This is a genomic window from Allobosea sp. 01N443 (assembly GCF_056399325.1).
The window spans coordinates 19,175-37,674 of record NZ_JBFTRC010000032.1 but is presented as its reverse complement, the minus strand read 5'-3'; the positions used below and the strand labels follow the sequence as shown (position 1 = coordinate 37,674).

The window sequence follows — 18,500 nt, the reverse complement described above, 5'->3', positions numbered from 1 at the left end:
GGGCACCACGATGGTCACGACCTTCGAGGGATAATCCGACTGCGCCAGGGCAGCCGGGGCGATCATCAGGCAGGCGGCGGCCATCGCCGCGCGTCGCGTCAAACTCATCAGGTCTTCCTCCCTTGTTGCAGCGCCCGCGCAATTCGCGCCGGCTCGACCCTTCCCGGGCTCCTTGCCGCAGGGCATAGCACAGCATTTCAGATTTGAAATCTGAAATTTCAGACTTGTTCGGACTTGATGTTTGTGATGTTTGATGCGGCGATGCAGGGCGGAACGCCGGAGCCCGATCGGGATTTCGGTGCCTCCCCCGCACATGCTGGGACTATGATGACCGAGACCACCACGATCGAACCCGTCGCCCCTCACCTGCTGCGCTCCTTGCGCGAGCATGTGCATGAGCGTCTGCGTCGCGCGATCGTGGCCGGCAGCTTCCAGAACGGGGAGAGGCTGAACGAGCGTCAGCTCGCCGAAATGCTCGGCGTCAGTACAACCCCGGTGAAGGACGCGATCCGTAAGCTCGAAAGCGAAGGGCTTGTCCGCACAGAGGCACGACGCGGCGTCTTCGTGCTCTTCTCCGCGCGCCAGGCTTTGGAGATGGCGCTTGGCCGCGCCGCAATCGAAAGCGTGATGGCCCATATCGCCGCCAATCGCATCAGCGACGCCGAGATCCGCGACATGTCGCGGCTGATCGACGACATGGCGCACGCGACCGAGCACAGCGCACTCGAGGACCTCGTCAATCTGAACGAGGCCTACCACGGCGCGATCCACCGGATCTCGGGCTGCGCCTATCTGGAGCGCCGGCTGGACGGACAGCGCATGTATGATCACGCCCAGCGCATCGCACTGCTCGGCGAGCAGGACGAACGCCGCCAGGGTTTTGTCGAACACCAGGGAATCTTCGAGGCGCTGGCTGGGCGCAAGCCGCAGCTCGCCGAGCAGCGAATGAGGAGCCACATCGTGCGCTCGGCCAAGAGCCATGTGCGCCAGGTGTTCGGCTCGGATGCGGAGGGATTGGCCTATGACGAATGACCGCTTGCGGACCGCATTACGCGGAATATCCGGTGTGCATGTCACAGCCTGGAAGGGCGACGGCGAGGCCGACTGGGCCCTGACCGGCCAGATCGTCCGGCGCATTGCCGAGGCCGGCATCCACAATATCGTCTCGGCCGGAAATACCGGCGAATTCTACCCGATGACCACCGACGAGGTCGTCCGCAGCCATGCTGTCGCCGCCGAAGCTGCGGCCAGCAAGTCGCTGGTCACGGCCGGCATCGGCCGCTCCCTTCGCGAAGCGATTGCGACCGGCAAACTCGCAGTTGCGGCCGGTTGCGATGCGGTGATGGTGCATCACCCGCTCGATCCCTTTGCCGCGCCGCAATCGCAAGCCGATTACATTCTCGCCATTGCCGAGGCTCTGCCGATTCCGGTCGTCGCCTATATCCGCTCCGACGCGATCGGCGTGAAGGACCTCGCCCGCGTCGCGACCCACGCCAATGTCGCCGGCGTGAAGTTCGCGTCAAACAACATGATGCTGCTGGCCGAATGCGTGCGCGCGACCCAGGGCACCAGTGCGAACTGGATCTGTGGACTGGCCGAAGGCTGGGCCGCACCGTTCCACGCGCTCGGCGCCCGCGGCTTCACCTCCGGACTGGTCAACGTCGTGCCCGAACGCTCGCTGGCGATCTGGCGGGCGCTGGAAGGCAACGATTATGAACTCGCCCGACACCTCGTCGACGAGATCGCCGGTTTCGAGACGCTGCGTACCAAGTATGGCAACGGCGCCAATGTGACCGTGGTCAAGGAGGCGCTCGGCCTGCTGGGCACGCCGGTCGGCCCCGTCCGCCTGCCCGGCCTTCCCGAACTGAACGAGAGCGAGCGCGCCGAGCTGCGCCGTGTCGTTGCTGGCTGGGGCGCACGGCAAGCAGCAGCGGAATAGCCGCAAGCGTCATCGCAGAGCACTGCGACAAGGCATGCGGCCCGCATCCCCGCCGGCGCACCGCGCGCAATGGCGGTCAGGACCACAAGCAAGAAACATCCGAGGAAACACCATGCCCCACCCCCGCAAGACGCCCGAGACGCTGCGCAGCAGGCGCTGGTTCGGCGCCAGCGACCTGCGTTCCTTCGGTCATCGCTCGCGGGCGCTGCAGATGGGCCTCAATCACGAGGAGTTCATGGGCAAGCCGGTCATCGGCATCCTCAACACCTGGTCCGAGATCAACCCCTGTCACACCCATCTGCGCGACCGGGCCGAGGCGGTGAAGCGCGCGGTCTGGGCCGCGGGCGGTTTCCCGGTCGAAATCCCGGTGATGTCAGCCTCCGAGCAGTATCAGAAGCCGACAACGATGCTCTACCGCAACTTCCTGGCGATGGAGGCGGAGGAATCGATCCGTTCCCATCCACTCGACGGCGCGGTGCTGCTCGGCGGCTGCGACAAGTCCACGCCCGCCCTCGTGATGGGCGCATGCAGCGCGGGCCTGCCCTTCATCTTCGTGCCGGCCGGCCCGATGCTGCGCGGCAACTGGGCCGGCAAGGTGCTGGGTTCCGGGGCCGATGTCTGGAAATACTGGGCCGAGAAGGAAGCCGGTAACATCACCGACGGCCAATGGCGCGAGATGGAAAGCGGTATCGCCCGCTCGCACGGCACCTGCATGGTGATGGGTACCGCGGCGACCATGATGAGCCATGCCGAGGTGCTCGGCCTCACCTTGCCCGGCGCCTCCGCGATCCCCGCCGCCGATGCCGCCCACCCCCGCATGGCCGCGGCCGCGGGAAAGCGCATCGTCGAAATGGTCTGGGAGGACCTGACCCCCGACCGCATCCTGACCCGAAAGAGCTTTGAGAACGCGCTCACCGTCCATATGGCGGTGGCGGGCTCGACCAATGCGATCATCCACCTGATCGCGATGGCGGGTCGGGCCGGTGTGCCGCTGACGCCGGAGGATTTCGACACCTTTTCGCGCACGGTGCCGGTGATCGCCAATCTGCGGCCGTCCGGCGACTTTCTGATGGAGGATTTCTTCTATGCCGGCGGTCTCCCCGCTCTGTTGAAACAGCTTGAGAGCAAGCTGCATACCGACGCCATGACAGTGACAGGAAAGCCACTTGCCGAGACGATCGCGCTCGCACAGGTCTATGATGACAACGTCATTCGTCCACTCGACAGGGCCGTCTCGACCGCCAACGGGCTTGCCGTCCTGAAGGGCAATCTTGCGCCCGATGGCTGTGTCATCAAGCCTTCCGCGGCCGAGCCTCGGCTGCTCCAACATCGCGGCCCGGCTCTGGTTTTCGAGGATTACGACGCGATGATGCGCGCGGTGAACGACGAGGACCTCGATGTCACCGCCGATCACGTCATGGTCCTGAAGAACTGCGGCCCGGTCGGCGGCCCGGGCATGCCGGAATGGGGCATGCTGCCCATTCCCAAAAAACTGCTGAAGCAGGGTGTGCGCGACATGCTGCGCATTTCGGACGCTCGCATGTCCGGCACCAGCTACGGCGCCTGCGTGCTCCATGTCGCGCCGGAGGCTTATATCAAGGGGCCTCTCGCCGCGGTTCAGACCGGCGACATCATCGTTGTCGATGTCGAGGCTCGCAGTATCTCCGTCGAGCTTAGCGACGACGAAATCACCGGTCGCCTCGCCACTTGGTCACCACCCGACCGCAATTATGCTCGCGGCTATGGCCGCATGTCCGCCGCCCATATCCGCCAGGCCGACAAGGGCTGCGATTTCGACTACCTGGAGGGCACGGCCAAGGTGGCGGAACCGGAGATTCACTGAGCGACCTCAGAATGACCACGGCCGTGGAAGCAGCAAGCCTCACGACAGACCAAACCTGCCTTGGACTGGCCGAGAGCCCAGGGCATTATCGATGCGAGCGCCGAAATGGCGTGGCTAAGGCGATGGGGCAGTTGATGACGATGGGGTATGACGACACGCTCTCCTTCGACCCACGCCTTGCCTACGAGATGCCGACCAATTCACAGATCGAGCAGGAGCGCTGGGTCTTCGCCATGTGCAATGGCAGGCGTGGCGGCCGCTTCGCCGAGATCGGCGCCTTCGATGGCGTCCTCCACAGCAACAGCTACTTCCTCGAAACCGAACATGGCTGGACGGGTGTGGCGGTCGAGCCCAACCCCGAACTTTTTGCGAAGCTCCGGCAGAACCGCACGGCGATCTGCCTGGAAAAGGCTGTCTATCGCGAGTCCGGCAGGGTCCTTGACTTCGTTGCCTCCCAGGAGATCGGCACCCTCGAGGAGTTCGCCGACAGCGACGGTTATGCCAGGCATCGTCGCCAGGTCGTCGCGGAGAAGGGCCTGATCCAGGTCGAGACCATCACCTTCAACGAGATCGCTGCGATGGGTGATTTCGCGCTAAACGGCTTCGACTATGTCTCGCTCGATACGGAAGGCTCCGAACTCGACATTCTGCGCAGCATCGACTTGGCTCGCCACCGGATCCCGCTCTTCACCATCGAGCACAATTTCGTCGAGCCGCGCCGGGAGGAGATCAGGCTCCTTCTGGCCGAGGCCGGCTATGATCGGCTCAATGTCGGCTTCGACGACTGGTATTTTCACCAGCAGCTCCTCTGCGAACGAAATCACGGTGCCGCGGTCGATCTCGACGGCATCAACCGGTATTTCAAGARCCTCTACAAGGATTAGCTGGCGTCCGGACAGGCCCATGGCGTGCCTCCTCCCAGCTTGTGTTGACGCGTTTTCGCAAGTCTGGAACAAGCTCACGCACGAAACAGCCGCCCCACGGGTTCGGCGTAAAGCGCGAGTGCAATGTGAATTCGGAAGCCGCGCAGCGCTTCATCGAGCGCACCCATGATCGCTCCTTGACCATCGGCATCATTGGCCTGGGCTATGTGGGCCTTCCACTCGTATTGGCGGCGCTACGCAAGGGCTTCAGCGTCATCGGCTTTGACATCGATCGCGACCGCGTCGCGCTGATCAATTCCGGCCAGAGTGACATCAAGCACATCCCGTCCGAACCGATCGCAGAGGGCATCAGCAGCGGCCGGTTCGCCGCCACGACCGACTTCGATCGGCTGTCCGAGCCGAACGCCCTGCTCATCGCCGTGCCGACGCCACTGACGCGGCACCGCGAGCCGGACATGTCCTATGTGGTCAAGACTGCAGAGGCGATCGCGCCCCGGTTGCAGCGCGGCCAACTGATCGTGCTGGAATCGACGACCTATCCCGGAACCACAGACCAGGTGATGCGTCCGATCCTGGAAGGCGTATCCGGGCTGGCAAGCGGTCAGGATTTCTTCCTGGCTTACTCGCCTGAACGCGAGGATCCGGGCAACCCCAGCTTCGGCACATCGGATATCCCCAAAGTGGTCGGGGGCGACGGGCCAGATGCCTTGGCAATGGCCGACGCGCTCTACAGCGCACTTGTGGTCAGAACGGTGCCTGTTTCATCAACCGCAACCGCGGAAGCCGTCAAGCTGACCGAAAATATCTTCCGAGCAGTCAATATCGCGCTCGTCAATGAGCTGAAGCAGGTCTACAGCGCGATGGACATCGACATCTGGGAGGTCATCGAGGCGGCGAAGACCAAGCCCTTCGGCTTCATGCCCTTCTATCCGGGCCCCGGCCTCGGTGGCCACTGCATCCCGATCGACCCCTTCTACCTGACGTGGAAGGCGCGCGAATACGACATCACGACGCGCTTCATCGAGCTCGCAGGCCAAGTCAACACCCATATGCCCTATCTGGTGGTCAACCGCCTGGCGGAGCTGGTCGATACGCAGCTCCGCAAGAATTTCAGCGATGCCCGTATCCTCGTCCTCGGCATCGCCTACAAGAAGAATATCGACGACATGCGGGAAAGCCCCGCGCTCAAACTGATCGAGCTGATTGAAAGGCGGGGCGCCCATGTCGCGTTCCACGACCCCCATGTGCCAGTGATCCGGCCGACGCGCGAATACCCGGAGCTGACCGGAAAGAAGGGGATCCCGGCGCTCGATGCGGAAGCTCTGGCTAGCTTCGATGCCGTTCTGATCGCGACGGATCACGACATCGTCGACTACCGGCTTCTGGTGGAGCACGCCCATCTGATCGTGGACACGCGCAACGCCTGTGCGCGACACGGAGTAAGTGGCGCAAACGTATTCAAGGCGTAACAAGCCAGGCGGATCGGCGGCCGGTCGATCCGGCTCAACGACCCCGAGCAGTTCACAATTGCTTCTGCCAAATCGTGTGAGCGAAGGTCTGCTTCATATCAGCAGGTGGCCTGCACCCCGGGCGTAAAAAACCGCCGGGCCAGCGTCTGGCCCGGCGGTTATAAGCTATGTCTGGGAAGCAAAGGGCAAGGTCCCTCGCTTCGACGGCCTCACGCCACCTTCGCCACCACAGCCGGCTTTTCCCATTCCTCGCCCCAGATCATCACGGCGTGGCCGGGTGAGACCTCGCGGAACTGGCGGACCGGCGGGACGTAGTCGGGCGCACGCACCGGGCTCTTGATCTCGTCGTTCGAGACCGGGCGCTTCTCGAGGCGCCGTGCCGGATCCGGCACCGGCACTGCCGCAAGCAGCCGCTTGGTGTAGGGGTGCTGCGGATTGCCGAAGATCGCCTCGCGCGGGCCGATCTCGACGATCTCGCCGAGATACATCACCGCCACCCGATGGCTGACGCGCTCGACCACCGCCATGTCATGCGAGATGAAGAGATAGCCGAGCTTCATGCGCTCCTGCAGCTCGAGCATCAGGTTGATCACCTGCGCCTTGACCGAGACGTCGAGCGCCGAAACCGATTCATCCGCCACGATCAGCCGCGGCTCGACCGCGAGTGCGCGTGCAATGCAGATGCGCTGGCGCTGGCCGCCCGAGAACTCATGCGGGAAGCGGCTTGCCATATCGGGCTGAAGCCCGACGCGGCGCAGCAGCTCGGCGACCTTGTCGCGGGCCTCCGAGCGGGTCGCGAGCTTGTTGATCAGCAGCGGCTCGGCAATCGCCGCGCCGACATTCATGCGCGGATCGAGGCTGGCGAAGGGGTCCTGGAAGATCATCTGCATGCGCTTGCGCCGGTCGCGCAGGGTCCGCTGGTCGAGCTTCAGCACATCCTCGCCGTCAAGCAGCACCGAGCCGGAGAGCGGCTCGATCAGCCGCATCACCGAACGCCCCGTCGTCGACTTGCCGCAACCGGATTCGCCGACCAGCGCCAGCGTCTCGCCCGCCTGCAGGCTGAAGGAGACGTTCTCGACCGCATGGACCCGGCCCTTGACGCCGCCGAGCAGCCCCGCGCGGATTTCGAAACGGGTGGTGAGCCCGCTGACCTCGAGCACCGGCCGCTCAGCATGAGCCACGGTGTCGGAGGTCTCCGTCGGCACATCGGACAGGCCGGTCGCCCGATCGACGACCGGGAAGCGCATCGGCCGCTTGTGGCCAATCATCGAGCCCAGCTTCGGCACCGCTGAAAGCAACGACCGGGTATAGGGGTGCGTGGCGCGGGCGAAGATATCCTCGGTGGCGCCGGTCTCCACCGCCTGGCCGTTATACATCACCACCGTGCGGTCGGCGATTTCGGCGACTACGCCCATGTCGTGGGTGATGAAGAGGACGGACATGCCCTCCTCGTCCTGCAGGCTCTTGATGAGCTCGAGGATCTGCGCCTGGATCGTTACGTCGAGCGCTGTCGTCGGCTCGTCCGCGATCAGGAGCTTCGGCTTGCAGGCCAAGGCCATCGCGATCATCACGCGCTGGCGCATGCCGCCGGAGAAGCGGTGCGGGTACTCGTTGAAGCGCGACTTCGCCGCCGGAATACGGACCTTCTCCAAGAGCCGGATCGTCTCGGCCTCGGCCGCACTGCGCGACAGGCCGCGGTGCAGGATCAGCGCCTCGGCGATCTGGAAGCCGATGGTCAGCACCGGATTCAGGCTCGTCATCGGCTCCTGGAAGATCATCGCGACTTCGTTGCCGCGGATATGGCGCATATCGGCATCGGGCAAGGTCAGCAGTTCCTTGCCGCCGAGCTTGATCGAGCCTTCGATCTTGCTCGAGCCGGGCGGTGTCAGCCGCATGATCGAGAGCGCCGTCACGCTCTTGCCGGAGCCTGATTCACCAACGACGGCCACCGTTTCCTTCGGTCCGATATCGAAGGAGACGTCGCGGACCACGGAGCGCCACTGCCCCTCGACACGGAACGAGGTGGTCAGATGCGAAACGGAGAGAATGGGAGAGGTCATGCTGAAGCTTTCCAGTCTTTCCTAGATCACGCGGCGCGGGTCGAGCGCGTCGCGCAAGCCATCGCCAATGAAGTTGATCGAGAGAACGGTGAGGAAGATCGCGGCACCAGGGAACAAGGCCCAGTGCGGAGCGACATCGAGATGATCCTTGGCGTCGAACAGGATCCGCCCCCAGGTCGGGATGTCCGGCGGGAAGCCGAGACCAAGGAAGGACAGGGTCGATTCGGCGATGATCGCGGACGACACCTCGATGGTGCCGGCAACGATGACCGGTCCCATCGCGTTGGGCAGGATGTGGCTGACGACCTGCCGCCATTTCGTCGCGCCCGACGCACGCGCCGCCTCCACGAACTCCTTCTCGCGCAGCGAGAAGAACTGGGCCCGGACCAGGCGGGCAACAGGCATCCAGCGCAACCCGCCGATGACGACAACGATCAGGACGAAGACGCCGCCCTCAAGCCCGAAAACGGCCTTGAGCTGTTCGCGGAACAGATAGATCACCAGCAGCAGCAGCGGCAGCTGCGGCAGCGACAGGAAGAGGTCGGTGACCCACATCAGGAAGGAGTCGACATAGCCGCGCGACATGCCGGCGATCGCCCCAACGACGACGCCGACGAACGTGGCGACCACCATGGCGGCGAGGCCGACTGCGAGCGAGATGCGCCCGCCATAGATCATCCGCGCCAGAATATCCTGGCCAAGATCGTCGGTGCCGAACGGATGGCTCCAGGACGGCGTCTGCAGCTGTGCCGCGAAGTCGATATCGTTGATCGCCACGGGCCAGAGCCACGGGCCAATGACGACGCCGAGCACAAGCAGGCCGAGCACGATCGTGCTGATCATTGCCAGGCGGTGTCTGCGGAAGCGGCGCCAGGTCTCGCGCGCTGGCGAGACCGACACGCTCCGCGCCGGCGAGCCGGAAGTCGGCTCAGCGGAAGGAGATACGAGGGTCGAGCCAGCCATAAAGGAGATCCGCAATGAGGTTGAAGAAAACGACGAGGCAGGCGAAGACGAAGGTCACCGCCATGACGACAGGGGTGTCGTTGGCGAGAATCGCCGTGATCAGCAGCGAGCCGATGCCGGGCACACGGAAAATCTGTTCCGTGACGATAGCACCGCCGAAGACCGCCGGCATCTGCAGCGCGACCAGCGTGACGACCGGGATCAGCGCGTTGCGCGCCACATGCCGGATCGTCACCTTCGTCTCGCTGAGGCCCTTTGCCCGGGCGGTGGTGACATAGTCGAGCCTGACKACGTCGAGCACGGCGGAGCGCACATAGCGCGTATAGGAGGCTGCCTGAAAGAGACCGAGCACCAGGATCGGCATCAGCGCCTGCCGCATCATCTCCCAGTACCAGCGCCAGCCTGTCGCCGCGATATCGGAGCGATAGACGAAGGGCAGCCAGTCCAGCTTGATCGAGAACAGCAGGATGAAGAGCAAGCCGGTGAAGAAGGTCGGCAGCGAGAAACCGACGAAGGCGAGCGTGTTGGCGATCTGGTCGAAGACCGAATAAGGCCGCGTCGCGGCATAGATGCCGACCGGCAGCGCGATCGCAAGCGCCAGCAGCTGCGAGCTGCCAACGACGAAGAGCGTCGTCGGGACCCGCTGCAGGATGAGATCGTCGACATTGATTCGGCTGGCGAAGGAAAAGCCCCAGTCGCCCTGCACCATGGCCGTCAGCCAGCGCACATAGCGCACCATGACCGGATCATCGATGCCGAACTTCGCGCGCAACGCCATTCGGACTTCGGGAGGCACATTGGGATTGGTCGCGAGCTCCTCGAACGGGTCGCCAGGCGCCAGCGCAAGAACCGTAAACAGGATCAGGCTGATGCCTAGAAGGCTCGGAATGGCGATGAGCAATCGCCTTATGAGGTAACTCGCCATGTACAGGTCTCTGTCAGCGTGCGGATCGGGACCGTAAACCGGAACCGAAGGATGCAGGGAGCGACGAAGACGCCCCTGCGATGATCCGGCTCCGGCCGGTCAATGAACGGTCGGTACTCACCCTTAGCGAGAGCGCATTGCGCTTTCGCTAAGGGATTGGCCGCTTCTACTAGCTGCGATACCAGCTCGCCAGTCGCCAGACGTCACTGTCCCAGCCACTATATTTCGGCACCAGGTTGTTGGCCGCCGCGGCGACGCGCGTACGCGACAGAAGCGGCAGGATGACGTTGGCCTCGCAGAAGGCCTCATCGACCTTAATCAGCAGCGCGGCGCGCTTGGCTGGGTCGAGCTCTTTCTGCGCAGCCTTGTAGGCGTCGTCCGCTTCCTTGCTGGCGTAGCGCGAGACGTTGCGACCGAGCCACTTGTTCTCCTTGTTGGCGATCTCCCAGGAGGTGAACTGGTTGAGGAAGCGCTCCGGATCAGGCTGCGGCTGCGTCGTGGTGTACATCTCCATGTCGCAGTAGAGCTTGGTGTAGGTGTCGGGGTTGGCGACGTCCGAGGAGAAGAACACGGACGCGGTCACCGACTTCAGCTCGAGATCGATGCCGGCGCGCTGGCAGGCCTGCTTGATGATCGCCTGGGTCTTCTGGCGCGGCGCATTGATCGAGGTCTGGAAGACGTATTTCAGCTTCTTGCCATCCTTCTCGCGGATGCCGTCGGCGCCCTTCTTCCACCCGGCGTCGTCGAGGATCTTGTTGGCCTTCTCGACGCTGAACTCGTATTTCAGCTTCTTCGACTTGAACATCTTCGGCTCGTTGACGAAGCTCGCCGTCGCCGTGCCGCCGCGGCCATAGATGAATTTCTGGATCGAATCGCGGTCGATCAGCAGGTTGATCGCCTGGCGCACGGTCGGATCGCTGAGCGTCGGATGCTTGGTCTTGATGCTCGAACGCTCGCCATCGACCTCGGTCCACGGATCCGTCGTGTTGAGGATGATGAACTCGATATTGCCGCTAGGAACCGCCAGCACGCGCCCGCGCCCACCGGTCTCCATGCGCTTGAGGATCTCGTCCTCGACTAGCATGTTCCAGGCATAGTCGAACTCGCCGGTCTGCAGCACGGCGCGCGCCGCCGAGACTGCGTCGCCGCCGCCCTTGACCTCGATCGTGTCGAAATGCGGCTGGTTCTTGACGTGATAATCGGGGTTGCGCTCGCCGGTGACGATGTCACCTGGCTTGAAGTCGACGAACTTGTAGGGGCCGGTGCCGACGGGCTTCAGATTGGCCGGAGCCTCGCGCGACTTGGCCCCCTTGAACTCGCCGAAATGGTGCTTCGGGATGATCATGCCGGCGACGCCGACGAAGGCATCGGCCCAGAACGGCGTTGCCTCGGCGAAGATGACCTTGACGGTGTGGGAGTCGAGCTTCTCGACCTTGATGTCCTTGTAGGAGCCGGTGGTGTAGGCGGCGGTGGCCGGATCGGCTGCATATTCCCAGTTGAAGACGACGTCATCCGCGGTGAACGGCTTGCCGTCATGCCATTTGACGCCCTGCTTCAATTTCCACGTCACCGACTTGCCGTCGGCCGAGAGACCGCCATTCTCCTTGGAAGGGACTTCAGCAGCGAGGCACGGAATGAGATTGCCTTCGGCATCCCAGCCGGCGAGCGGTTCATAGAAGACGCGCGAGGCCTCCTGGTCCTTGGTGCCAGAGGCGAAATGCGGGTTCAGCAGGGTCGGCGCCTGCCAGAGCAGGATCTTCAGCGGCCCGCCGCCACCGGCCTTGGTCGGCTTGTAATCGTCGACCGGCTGCGCCATCGCGACGCCGTTCCAGGCCAGCATCTGGGTTGCGATCGGTGCGCTCAGTCCCAGCGCCACCATCTTCTGCACGAAGGAGCGCCGCGACAGGCCACCTTCCTTCACATCCGCGATCAAACCTCGCAGGCCGTGTTCGTTCATACATACCCTCCGCCAATCGGCAACCGACAAAACTCCGGAGGTCTTGCGCCCCCTGCTTTTCCCTCAAGCTGCTCCCAGCAAGGCATGTGCCAAAGAGCGCGTCAACCATGCAGCGCAGCGCCTTGCAGTCCCGCTTGGAACTGACTGGACGAGCCTCTCCTGGCTTGCTCAAATGCGGAAACACTTAGAAGCGAGATAAAAATGGACAATCGAAACGACCTCTGGCGCCAGGTTGACGCAAGCAAGGAGCGCTTCATCGCGCTGAGCGAACGGGTCTGGGGCATGCCCGAGGTCTGCTATACCGAACAGCGCTCCGTGGCCGAACATGTCGCCGAGCTCCGCCACCAGGGCTTTCGAATCACCGAGAACGTCGCCGACATCCCGACGGCCGTCATCGGCGAGGCCGGAGAAGGCGGCCCGGTCATCGCCTTCCTCGGCGAATATGACGCACTCCCCGGCCTCAGCCAGGAGGCGGGTGTTGCCACGCACCAGCCGCTCGAGGATGGCGGCCATGGTCATGGCTGTGGGCATAACCTGCTCGGCTCCGCCGCACTGCTCGCCGCCACCGCGATGAAGAACTGGYTGGCCGAGAACAAGATCCCGGGGCGCGTACGCTACTATGGCTGCCCTGCTGAGGAAGGCGGCGCAGCCAAGGCCTTCATGGTCCGCTCGGGTGCCTTCGACGACGCCGATGTTGCGATTTCCTGGCACCCGTCGAGCTTCTGGGAGGTCACCCCTCCCCTCTCGCTCGCCAATACGCGTGCCGATTTCATCTTCACCGGCCGCGCCGCCCATGCTGCGGCCTCGCCGCATCTCGGCCGCAGCGCGCTCGACGCCGTCGAGTTGATGAGTGTCGGCGTCAACTATATGCGCGAGCACATGCCAAGCGACGCGCGCGTGCACTACGCGCTGCTGGATACGGGCGGCATCGCCCCCAACGTCGTGCAGGCGCATGCGCGCGTCCGCTACTCGATTCGCGCGCGCGATTTGCCCGGCATGCTCGAGCTCGTCGAACGCGTCCGCAAGATCGCCGAGGGCGCGGCATTGATGACCGAAACCAAGATGGAGATGCGCATCATCAGCGCCGTCTCGAACGTCGTCGGCAACACCCCGCTCGAGRAGGMGATGCACGACATTCTGGAGGAGCTCGGCGCTCCGCATTTCGACGAGACCGACCGCGCCTTCGCCCGCGATATCCGCTCGACGCTCTCGCCTCAGGAGATCGCTTCCTCCTGGCGCTCGATCGGCCTGCCTGAAACCGAGGCTCCGCTTGCCGATTTCGTTGTCCCGCTCGACGCGCCGCGCAATCCGATGATCGGCTCGACGGATGTCGGCGACGTCAGCTGGGTCGTGCCGACGGTTCAGGCTCACGCGCCAACCGTCGCGATCGGCACGCCTTTCCACACCTGGCAGGTGGTGGCGCAGGGCAAAAGCCCGGCCGCGCACAAGGCCATGGTCCAGGTTGCCAAGGCGATGGCAGCGACCGGAGCCGCCGTGCTCTCGGACCCTGCCCTGATGGCTGCGGCAAAGGCCGACCTGAAGACCCGCGTCGGCAAGGATGGCTATGTCTCGCCACTGCCGGGGGAAGTGCAGCCGCCGCTGAACATGTCGCGCGGCTGAGACATAAAACAATCCCCAGCCGCCACTGGCGGCTGGGGACAGCTTTCGGTTTCAAGTCGCCGCGGCAGCACGCCGCGACGAACGATGACCTCAGAGGACCGGAGCGGCCTGCTGGCCCAGTTCCTCGGCTGAGGGAATACGGCCGCCCTCGAACCAGTAGGCCGCTGCGGCACGCGACATCGCCGCGCCGTCATGGCCGATTCCGTTCACCGTGATCAGCTGCCAGTTGCAGGGCAGCCCGAGCCGGGCCGCCTCGCGCTTGGCGAAGTCGAGCATGAAGTGGGCCCGGCCGTAGCGATGCGGCCCCTGAGCCAGCGCCTCGGCCTGCGATGGCAGGTTCGGATCGGCGGTGGCGATGTCCTGGTCACCGGCGAAAATGATCATCGGATAGGCAAGCCAACGCGCCAGCGCCGCTTGATCCAGCCCGAGCTCACCGAGGCCTTCCGGGAAACTCCTGTCAAGGCAAGGCAATGTGTACCAGCCCGGATTGGAGGCCATCGCCGCCTCGAAGGGTTCCGAGCCTTGCGTCGCCAGCATCCGATGGACGAACTGACCGCCGGCCGAATGGCCGAAGATGCGGATCACCGGACGGTCGATGACGCCACCGGCACGCAGCGCCTCGAGCACACGCTGCGGCACGGAATAGAGCCAGGTGTCGCGTGCAGCGATCGCGCCGCCGGCCCCGAGAACGAGCCCGTTATTATAGCCTTCGGCCTGCGGATAATGCTCGTTGGAGAAGGTCGGGGCGACGATCAGGAGGCCGTGCTTCTCCGCAGCATCGATCCAGAAATCGCGGTACTCGTCGCCATTGCGCAGCATGCCGTGCTGCACGACCACTACCGGGTCGTTCGGCTTGTGGCCGGCGGGACGATAGATATTGACCTCGAGCGGCCTGTCGGGATGAAAGCGATCGACGAAAGGCAGAGTGCTGCGGCCGATAGCGGGCGTAAGCGAAGCGGTGGTCATGCGGTCTCCGGGGCCTTGTGCAAATGGCAGGCGGCGCTGCGGCCGGGCGCGATCTCGGTCAGTTTTGGCCGGACCTCACGGCAAACGGGCATCGCGAGCTCGCAGCGCGGGTGGAACGGGCAGCCTGGCGGCGGTGCGAGTGGCGACGGCAACTCGCCCTTCAATGGCTGGAAATCGCGCTTGCGCCCGGCCGCCGACGGGATCGCCTTGATCAGGGCCGCGCTATAGGGATGCGCCGGCTCGGCGAAGATGGCAGTGGCAGATCCGATCTCGACGATCCGGCCGAGATACATGATCGCGACCCGGTCGCTGATATGGCGCACCAGCCCAAGATCATGGCTGACGAAGAGATAAGTCAGCCCGTGCCGCTCCCGCACATCCATGAACAGGTTGATGACCTGGGCCTGGATGGACACGTCGAGCGCCGACACCGGTTCGTCGCAGACCAGGAAATCAGGCTTCACCGCGAGCGCGCGGGCAATGCCGATACGCTGGCGCTGGCCGCCCGAGAACTGGTGCGGATAGCGCTCCCGATAGGCGAGATCGAGCCCGACTTCGGTCAGCGCCTGGTCGACAGCGGCCTCGATCTCCGCCTTCGGCAGCAGCTTGTGGACGCTCAGCGCCTCGCCGACGATCCGGCTGACCTTCATGCGCGGGTCGAGCGAGGCGTAGGGGTCCTGGAAGATCATCTGGACCTTGAGCAGGAACTCGAGCCGGTCCTTGCCCTTGAGCCCGGCCACCGGCTTCTGTTCGTAGATGACCTCGCCCGTGCTCGGCTTGAGGATGCCGGTGGCGACACGCGCCAGGGTCGACTTGCCGCAGCCGGACTCACCGACGAGCCCAAGGACTTCACCGCGCTTGACGCTGAGATCGACGCCGTCGACGGCTCGCAGCGCCGGCGGCGCCTTGCCGCGACCGGTCGCCATCAGGATGCGTTCCGCCAGGGTGGGGCTGCGGCGGAAGTGCTTAGTCACACCCTTCAGTTCGAAGACGGGCGCGCTCATGCTGCCTCTCCCTGCGGAACCGGGTTATGGCAACGGAAGCTGCGTTCGGCGGTCCCGGTCGGCGTCGGATCCTGCTCCGCGCAGATCGGCTGGACCCGGTTGCAGCGGGGGCGGAATGGGCACCCGCTCGGGCGCCCATCGATCCGCGGCGCGACGCCGTCGATCTGGTTCAGGCGCTCACCCGGCTCGACCATCGCGGCCGAGGAATTCAGCAGACCAAGCGTATAGGGATGCCGCGGCTGGTCGAGCACGGAGTCGACCGGACCGATCTCGACAACCCGGCCGGCATACATCACGGCGACCCGGTCCGCGAGCTCGGCGACGACCGCGAGATCATGGGTGATCCACAGCACGGCCGTACCGGTTTCACGGCTGAGCTTCTGGACCTCGAACAAGATCTGGCTCTGGATCGTGACGTCGAGCGCGGTGGTCGGCTCGTCGGCGATGATCAGGTCGGGTGCATTCAGCAGCGCGGTCGCGATCGCGACACGCTGGCGCATGCCGCCCGAGAACTCATGCGGAAACTGCTTGAGGCGTGCCTCCGGCGAGGAGATGCCGACACGTGCCAGTGCCTTGGCCGCCTCGCTCAGCGCTTCCGCGCGGCTGCACTGGCGATGCTCCAGGATCGCCTCGCTCATCTGCTCGCCGATACTGAGCACCGGGTTCAGCGTCATCAGCGGATCCTGGAAGATCATGGCGATGCGATCGCCGCGCAGCTTGCGCAGCCGCTCTTCGGACGCCTCGCGAAGGTTCTCGCCGGCGAACGTGATCTCGCCCGCAACGATCTCGCCCGGCGGATCGATGAGCTGGACCAGCGAGAAACCGGTCACCGACTTGCCGGAACCGGATTCTCCGACCAGCCCGAGCACCTCGCCGCGCGCGACGCTGAGATCGACGCCATCGACGGCCGGCCAGGCGCCATCGAGMGCGTGGAAGACGGTCCTGAGTCCCCGGACCTCGAGAAGCGGAGCACTCATGAGCGCACGTTGAAGCTGCGGCGCAGGCGGTCGCCGACAAGATTGAGCGACATGATGAGCAGCACCAGCGCGATGCCGGGGAATACCGCGATCCAGTATTCGCCGGAGAGGAGGAATTCGAAGCCGTTGGCGATCAGCAGTCCGAGCGAAGGCTGCGTCACGGGCACGCCGACGCCGAGGAAGGACAGGGTCGCCTCCAGCGTAATTGCGCTCGCAATGCTGATCGAGGCCACCACGAGCACCGAGCCGACCGAGTTCGGCAGGAGATGGGCCAGCATGATATGTCGGGTCGGCAGACCGAAATTCAGCGCCGCCTCGATATATTCCTTGCGACGCTCGACCAGGGCGGCGGCACGCATCAATCGTGCATATTGCGCCCATTGCACCAGCACGATCGCAAAGATCACCTTGTCGACGCCACGGCCGATCGAGGCGAGCAGCACGAGCGCGATCAGGATCGAGGGAAAGCCGAGCATGAAGTCGACGACGCGCATGATCACGGCATCGACCGCGCCGCCGAACTGAGCTGCGAGCAGGCCGGCGGTAATGCCGATGACGAGCGCGCCCGCGGTCGCCGTGAGACCAACCATCAGGCTGGTCCGAAGCCCGTAGAGGATCGCGCTCAGCATGTCGCGACCCTGGGCATCGCTACCAAGCCAGTAGGTGATGCCGGTCATGCCGCTGTCTCCCGGAGCCAGCCGGTTGTCCATCACGCTCAACGAGGCGAGGTCGTGCGGGTTCTGCGGCGCGATGACGGGAGCAAGTACGGCGAGCAGGACAAGGATACCGAGCAGGATCGCGGCGCCGCGCGTCGTCGGCCGGTTCCGGATCCGGCGCAACACCTTCTCGCGCAGGGGCGTATCGGCATAGGCCGGCACGACTGGAGCTTTCGCCGGCGCGCTCATGCCATGTCTCCGGTCAGCTTCACGCGCGGATCGAGCGCGGCATAGAGAATATCGACGAGGAAGTTCACCGTGACGAAGAGCAGCGTTGCCAGCAGCACATAGGCGACGACCACCGGCCGATCGAGCTGGTAGATCGAATCGATCAGGAGCTTGCCCATGCCGGGCCAGGCGAAGACCGTCTCAGTGATGGTGGAGAAGGCGACGAGGCTGCCGAACTCGATGCCGACCACCGTCACGACCGGGATCAGGATGTTGCGCAGCACGTGCCGACCGACGATCCGCTTGCGGCGCACGCCCTTGGCACGGGCATATTTCACATAGTCCTGCGTCATCGTCTCGGTCGTGCCGGCCGCGACGAGGCGGATCATCAGTGCCGTATTAGGGATGGCGAGGTTGAGCGCCGGCAGGATCAGATGCTGCAGCCCGTCCAGCGTGAGCAGACTGGTCTGTACGCCGAGCACGGAGACGGTCTCGCCGCGGCCGGCCGTCGGCAGCCAGCCAAGCACGACCGCAAAGAGCAGGATCAGCATCATCCCCTTCCAGAAATTCGGAAGGGAATAGCCGAGCACGGTACTCGCCATGATGATCCGTGACGGCCGGCTGTCAGGATCGAGTCCCGCGAACAGCCCGAGTGGCACACCGACCGTGACGGCCAGCATCATCGCCAGCAGCACCAGTTCGAAGGTCGCGGGCAGACGGGCGAGGATCAGTTCGATCGCGGGCACGCCATGCACGAAGGAGCGCCCGAGATCGCCCTTCAGGGCATTGCCCATGAAGGTGAAATATTGCTGCCAGACTGGCAGGTCGAGGCCGAGCCGCTTGATCAGGGCCGCGCGCTCGGCGGCACTGACCTGTGGCGAGACCAGGAGCTCGATCGGGTCTCCGATGCCATAGACGGCGAAGAAAACCACGACCGAGACCGCGAGCAGAACGATGACGCTCTGGATCAGCCGCTGCAAAACATAGGCGGTCATTGCGTTTGATCGAC

At 64.5% G+C, this 18,500-nt stretch carries 15 protein-coding genes; 6 read left to right on the top strand and 9 right to left on the bottom strand.

Annotated elements, in window-relative coordinates; translation table 11 throughout:
* Positions 1-327: 327 nt before the first annotated feature.
* The 5 genes from AC1DRP_RS11210 (at position 328) to AC1DRP_RS11190 (ending at position 6,135) form a co-directional block, all read left to right on the top strand.
* Positions 328-1,032 carry a GntR family transcriptional regulator gene (locus AC1DRP_RS11210; RefSeq protein ID WP_441477023.1) on the top strand — a complete coding sequence of 235 codons (705 nt, stop codon included), beginning with the start codon at positions 328-330 and terminating at the stop codon, positions 1,030-1,032.
* Positions 1,022-1,939 (top strand): dihydrodipicolinate synthase family protein, encoded by a 918-nt coding sequence (locus tag AC1DRP_RS11205; protein ID WP_476768512.1) that lies wholly within the window; start codon positions 1,022-1,024, stop codon positions 1,937-1,939. The genes AC1DRP_RS11210 and AC1DRP_RS11205 overlap by 11 nt, the downstream gene beginning before the upstream one ends.
* Positions 1,940-2,051: 112 nt before the next feature.
* A complete protein-coding gene (gene araD / locus AC1DRP_RS11200) occupies positions 2,052-3,782 on the top strand; it encodes an L-arabinonate dehydratase (protein WP_441488313.1) in 1,731 nt (576 codons plus the stop codon).
* A 110-nt stretch (positions 3,783-3,892) separates the two neighbouring features.
* A complete protein-coding gene (locus AC1DRP_RS11195) occupies positions 3,893-4,666 on the top strand; it encodes an FkbM family methyltransferase (RefSeq protein WP_476768511.1) in 774 nt (257 codons plus the stop codon).
* 125 nt (positions 4,667-4,791) lie between these two features.
* Positions 4,792-6,135, top strand: a complete 1,344-nt coding sequence (locus AC1DRP_RS11190; protein WP_476768510.1) for a nucleotide sugar dehydrogenase — start codon at positions 4,792-4,794, stop codon at positions 6,133-6,135.
* A gap of 209 nt (positions 6,136-6,344) precedes the next feature.
* Here the strand turns inward: AC1DRP_RS11190 and AC1DRP_RS11185 are convergent, their stop codons facing one another.
* The 4 genes from AC1DRP_RS11185 to AC1DRP_RS11170 all read right to left on the bottom strand — a co-directional run bounded on the left by AC1DRP_RS11185 (position 6,345) and on the right by AC1DRP_RS11170 (position 12,040).
* Positions 6,345-8,195 carry an ABC transporter ATP-binding protein gene (locus AC1DRP_RS11185; RefSeq protein WP_441488310.1) on the bottom strand — a complete coding sequence of 617 codons (1,851 nt, stop codon included), beginning with the start codon at positions 8,193-8,195 and terminating at the stop codon, positions 6,345-6,347.
* Positions 8,196-8,216: 21 nt separating this feature from the next.
* The gene (locus tag AC1DRP_RS11180) at positions 8,217-9,158 is read right to left on the bottom strand and encodes an ABC transporter permease (RefSeq protein ID WP_113510930.1); all 942 of its coding nucleotides are present in this window, start codon (positions 9,156-9,158) and stop codon (positions 8,217-8,219) included.
* Entirely contained in the window at positions 9,124-10,083 is a 960-nt protein-coding gene (locus AC1DRP_RS11175; protein WP_113510931.1) for an ABC transporter permease, read from the bottom strand. Before AC1DRP_RS11175 ends, AC1DRP_RS11180 begins: the two co-directional genes overlap by 35 nt.
* A gap of 169 nt (positions 10,084-10,252) precedes the next feature.
* Positions 10,253-12,040, bottom strand: coding sequence for a peptide ABC transporter substrate-binding protein (locus AC1DRP_RS11170; RefSeq protein WP_476768509.1), 1,788 nt, complete (start codon positions 12,038-12,040; stop codon positions 10,253-10,255).
* 201 nt (positions 12,041-12,241) lie between these two features.
* Here AC1DRP_RS11170 and AC1DRP_RS11165 point away from each other — a divergent pair, with 201 nt between their 5' ends.
* Positions 12,242-13,660 (top strand): M20 family metallopeptidase, encoded by a 1,419-nt coding sequence (locus AC1DRP_RS11165; RefSeq protein ID WP_476768508.1) that lies wholly within the window; start codon positions 12,242-12,244, stop codon positions 13,658-13,660.
* A gap of 90 nt (positions 13,661-13,750) precedes the next feature.
* Here AC1DRP_RS11165 and AC1DRP_RS11160 read toward each other — a convergent pair whose 3' ends face one another.
* The 5 genes from AC1DRP_RS11160 to AC1DRP_RS11140 are packed head-to-tail and all read right to left on the bottom strand — an operon-like array spanning position 13,751 to position 18,486.
* Positions 13,751-14,626, bottom strand: a complete 876-nt coding sequence (locus tag AC1DRP_RS11160) for an alpha/beta hydrolase family protein (protein ID WP_441488307.1) — start codon at positions 14,624-14,626, stop codon at positions 13,751-13,753.
* Positions 14,623-15,630, bottom strand: coding sequence for an ABC transporter ATP-binding protein (locus AC1DRP_RS11155; protein WP_441488306.1), 1,008 nt, complete (start codon positions 15,628-15,630; stop codon positions 14,623-14,625). The genes AC1DRP_RS11160 and AC1DRP_RS11155 overlap by 4 nt, the downstream gene beginning before the upstream one ends.
* A complete protein-coding gene (locus AC1DRP_RS11150; RefSeq protein ID WP_069879500.1) occupies positions 15,627-16,607 on the bottom strand; it encodes an ABC transporter ATP-binding protein in 981 nt (326 codons plus the stop codon). The genes AC1DRP_RS11155 and AC1DRP_RS11150 overlap by 4 nt, the downstream gene beginning before the upstream one ends.
* Positions 16,604-17,512, bottom strand: coding sequence for an ABC transporter permease (locus AC1DRP_RS11145; protein ID WP_069879499.1), 909 nt, complete (start codon positions 17,510-17,512; stop codon positions 16,604-16,606). Before AC1DRP_RS11145 ends, AC1DRP_RS11150 begins: the two co-directional genes overlap by 4 nt.
* Positions 17,509-18,486 carry an ABC transporter permease gene (locus AC1DRP_RS11140; RefSeq protein WP_476768507.1) on the bottom strand — a complete coding sequence of 326 codons (978 nt, stop codon included), beginning with the start codon at positions 18,484-18,486 and terminating at the stop codon, positions 17,509-17,511. The genes AC1DRP_RS11145 and AC1DRP_RS11140 overlap by 4 nt, the downstream gene beginning before the upstream one ends.
* Positions 18,487-18,500: the final 14 nt, after the last annotated feature.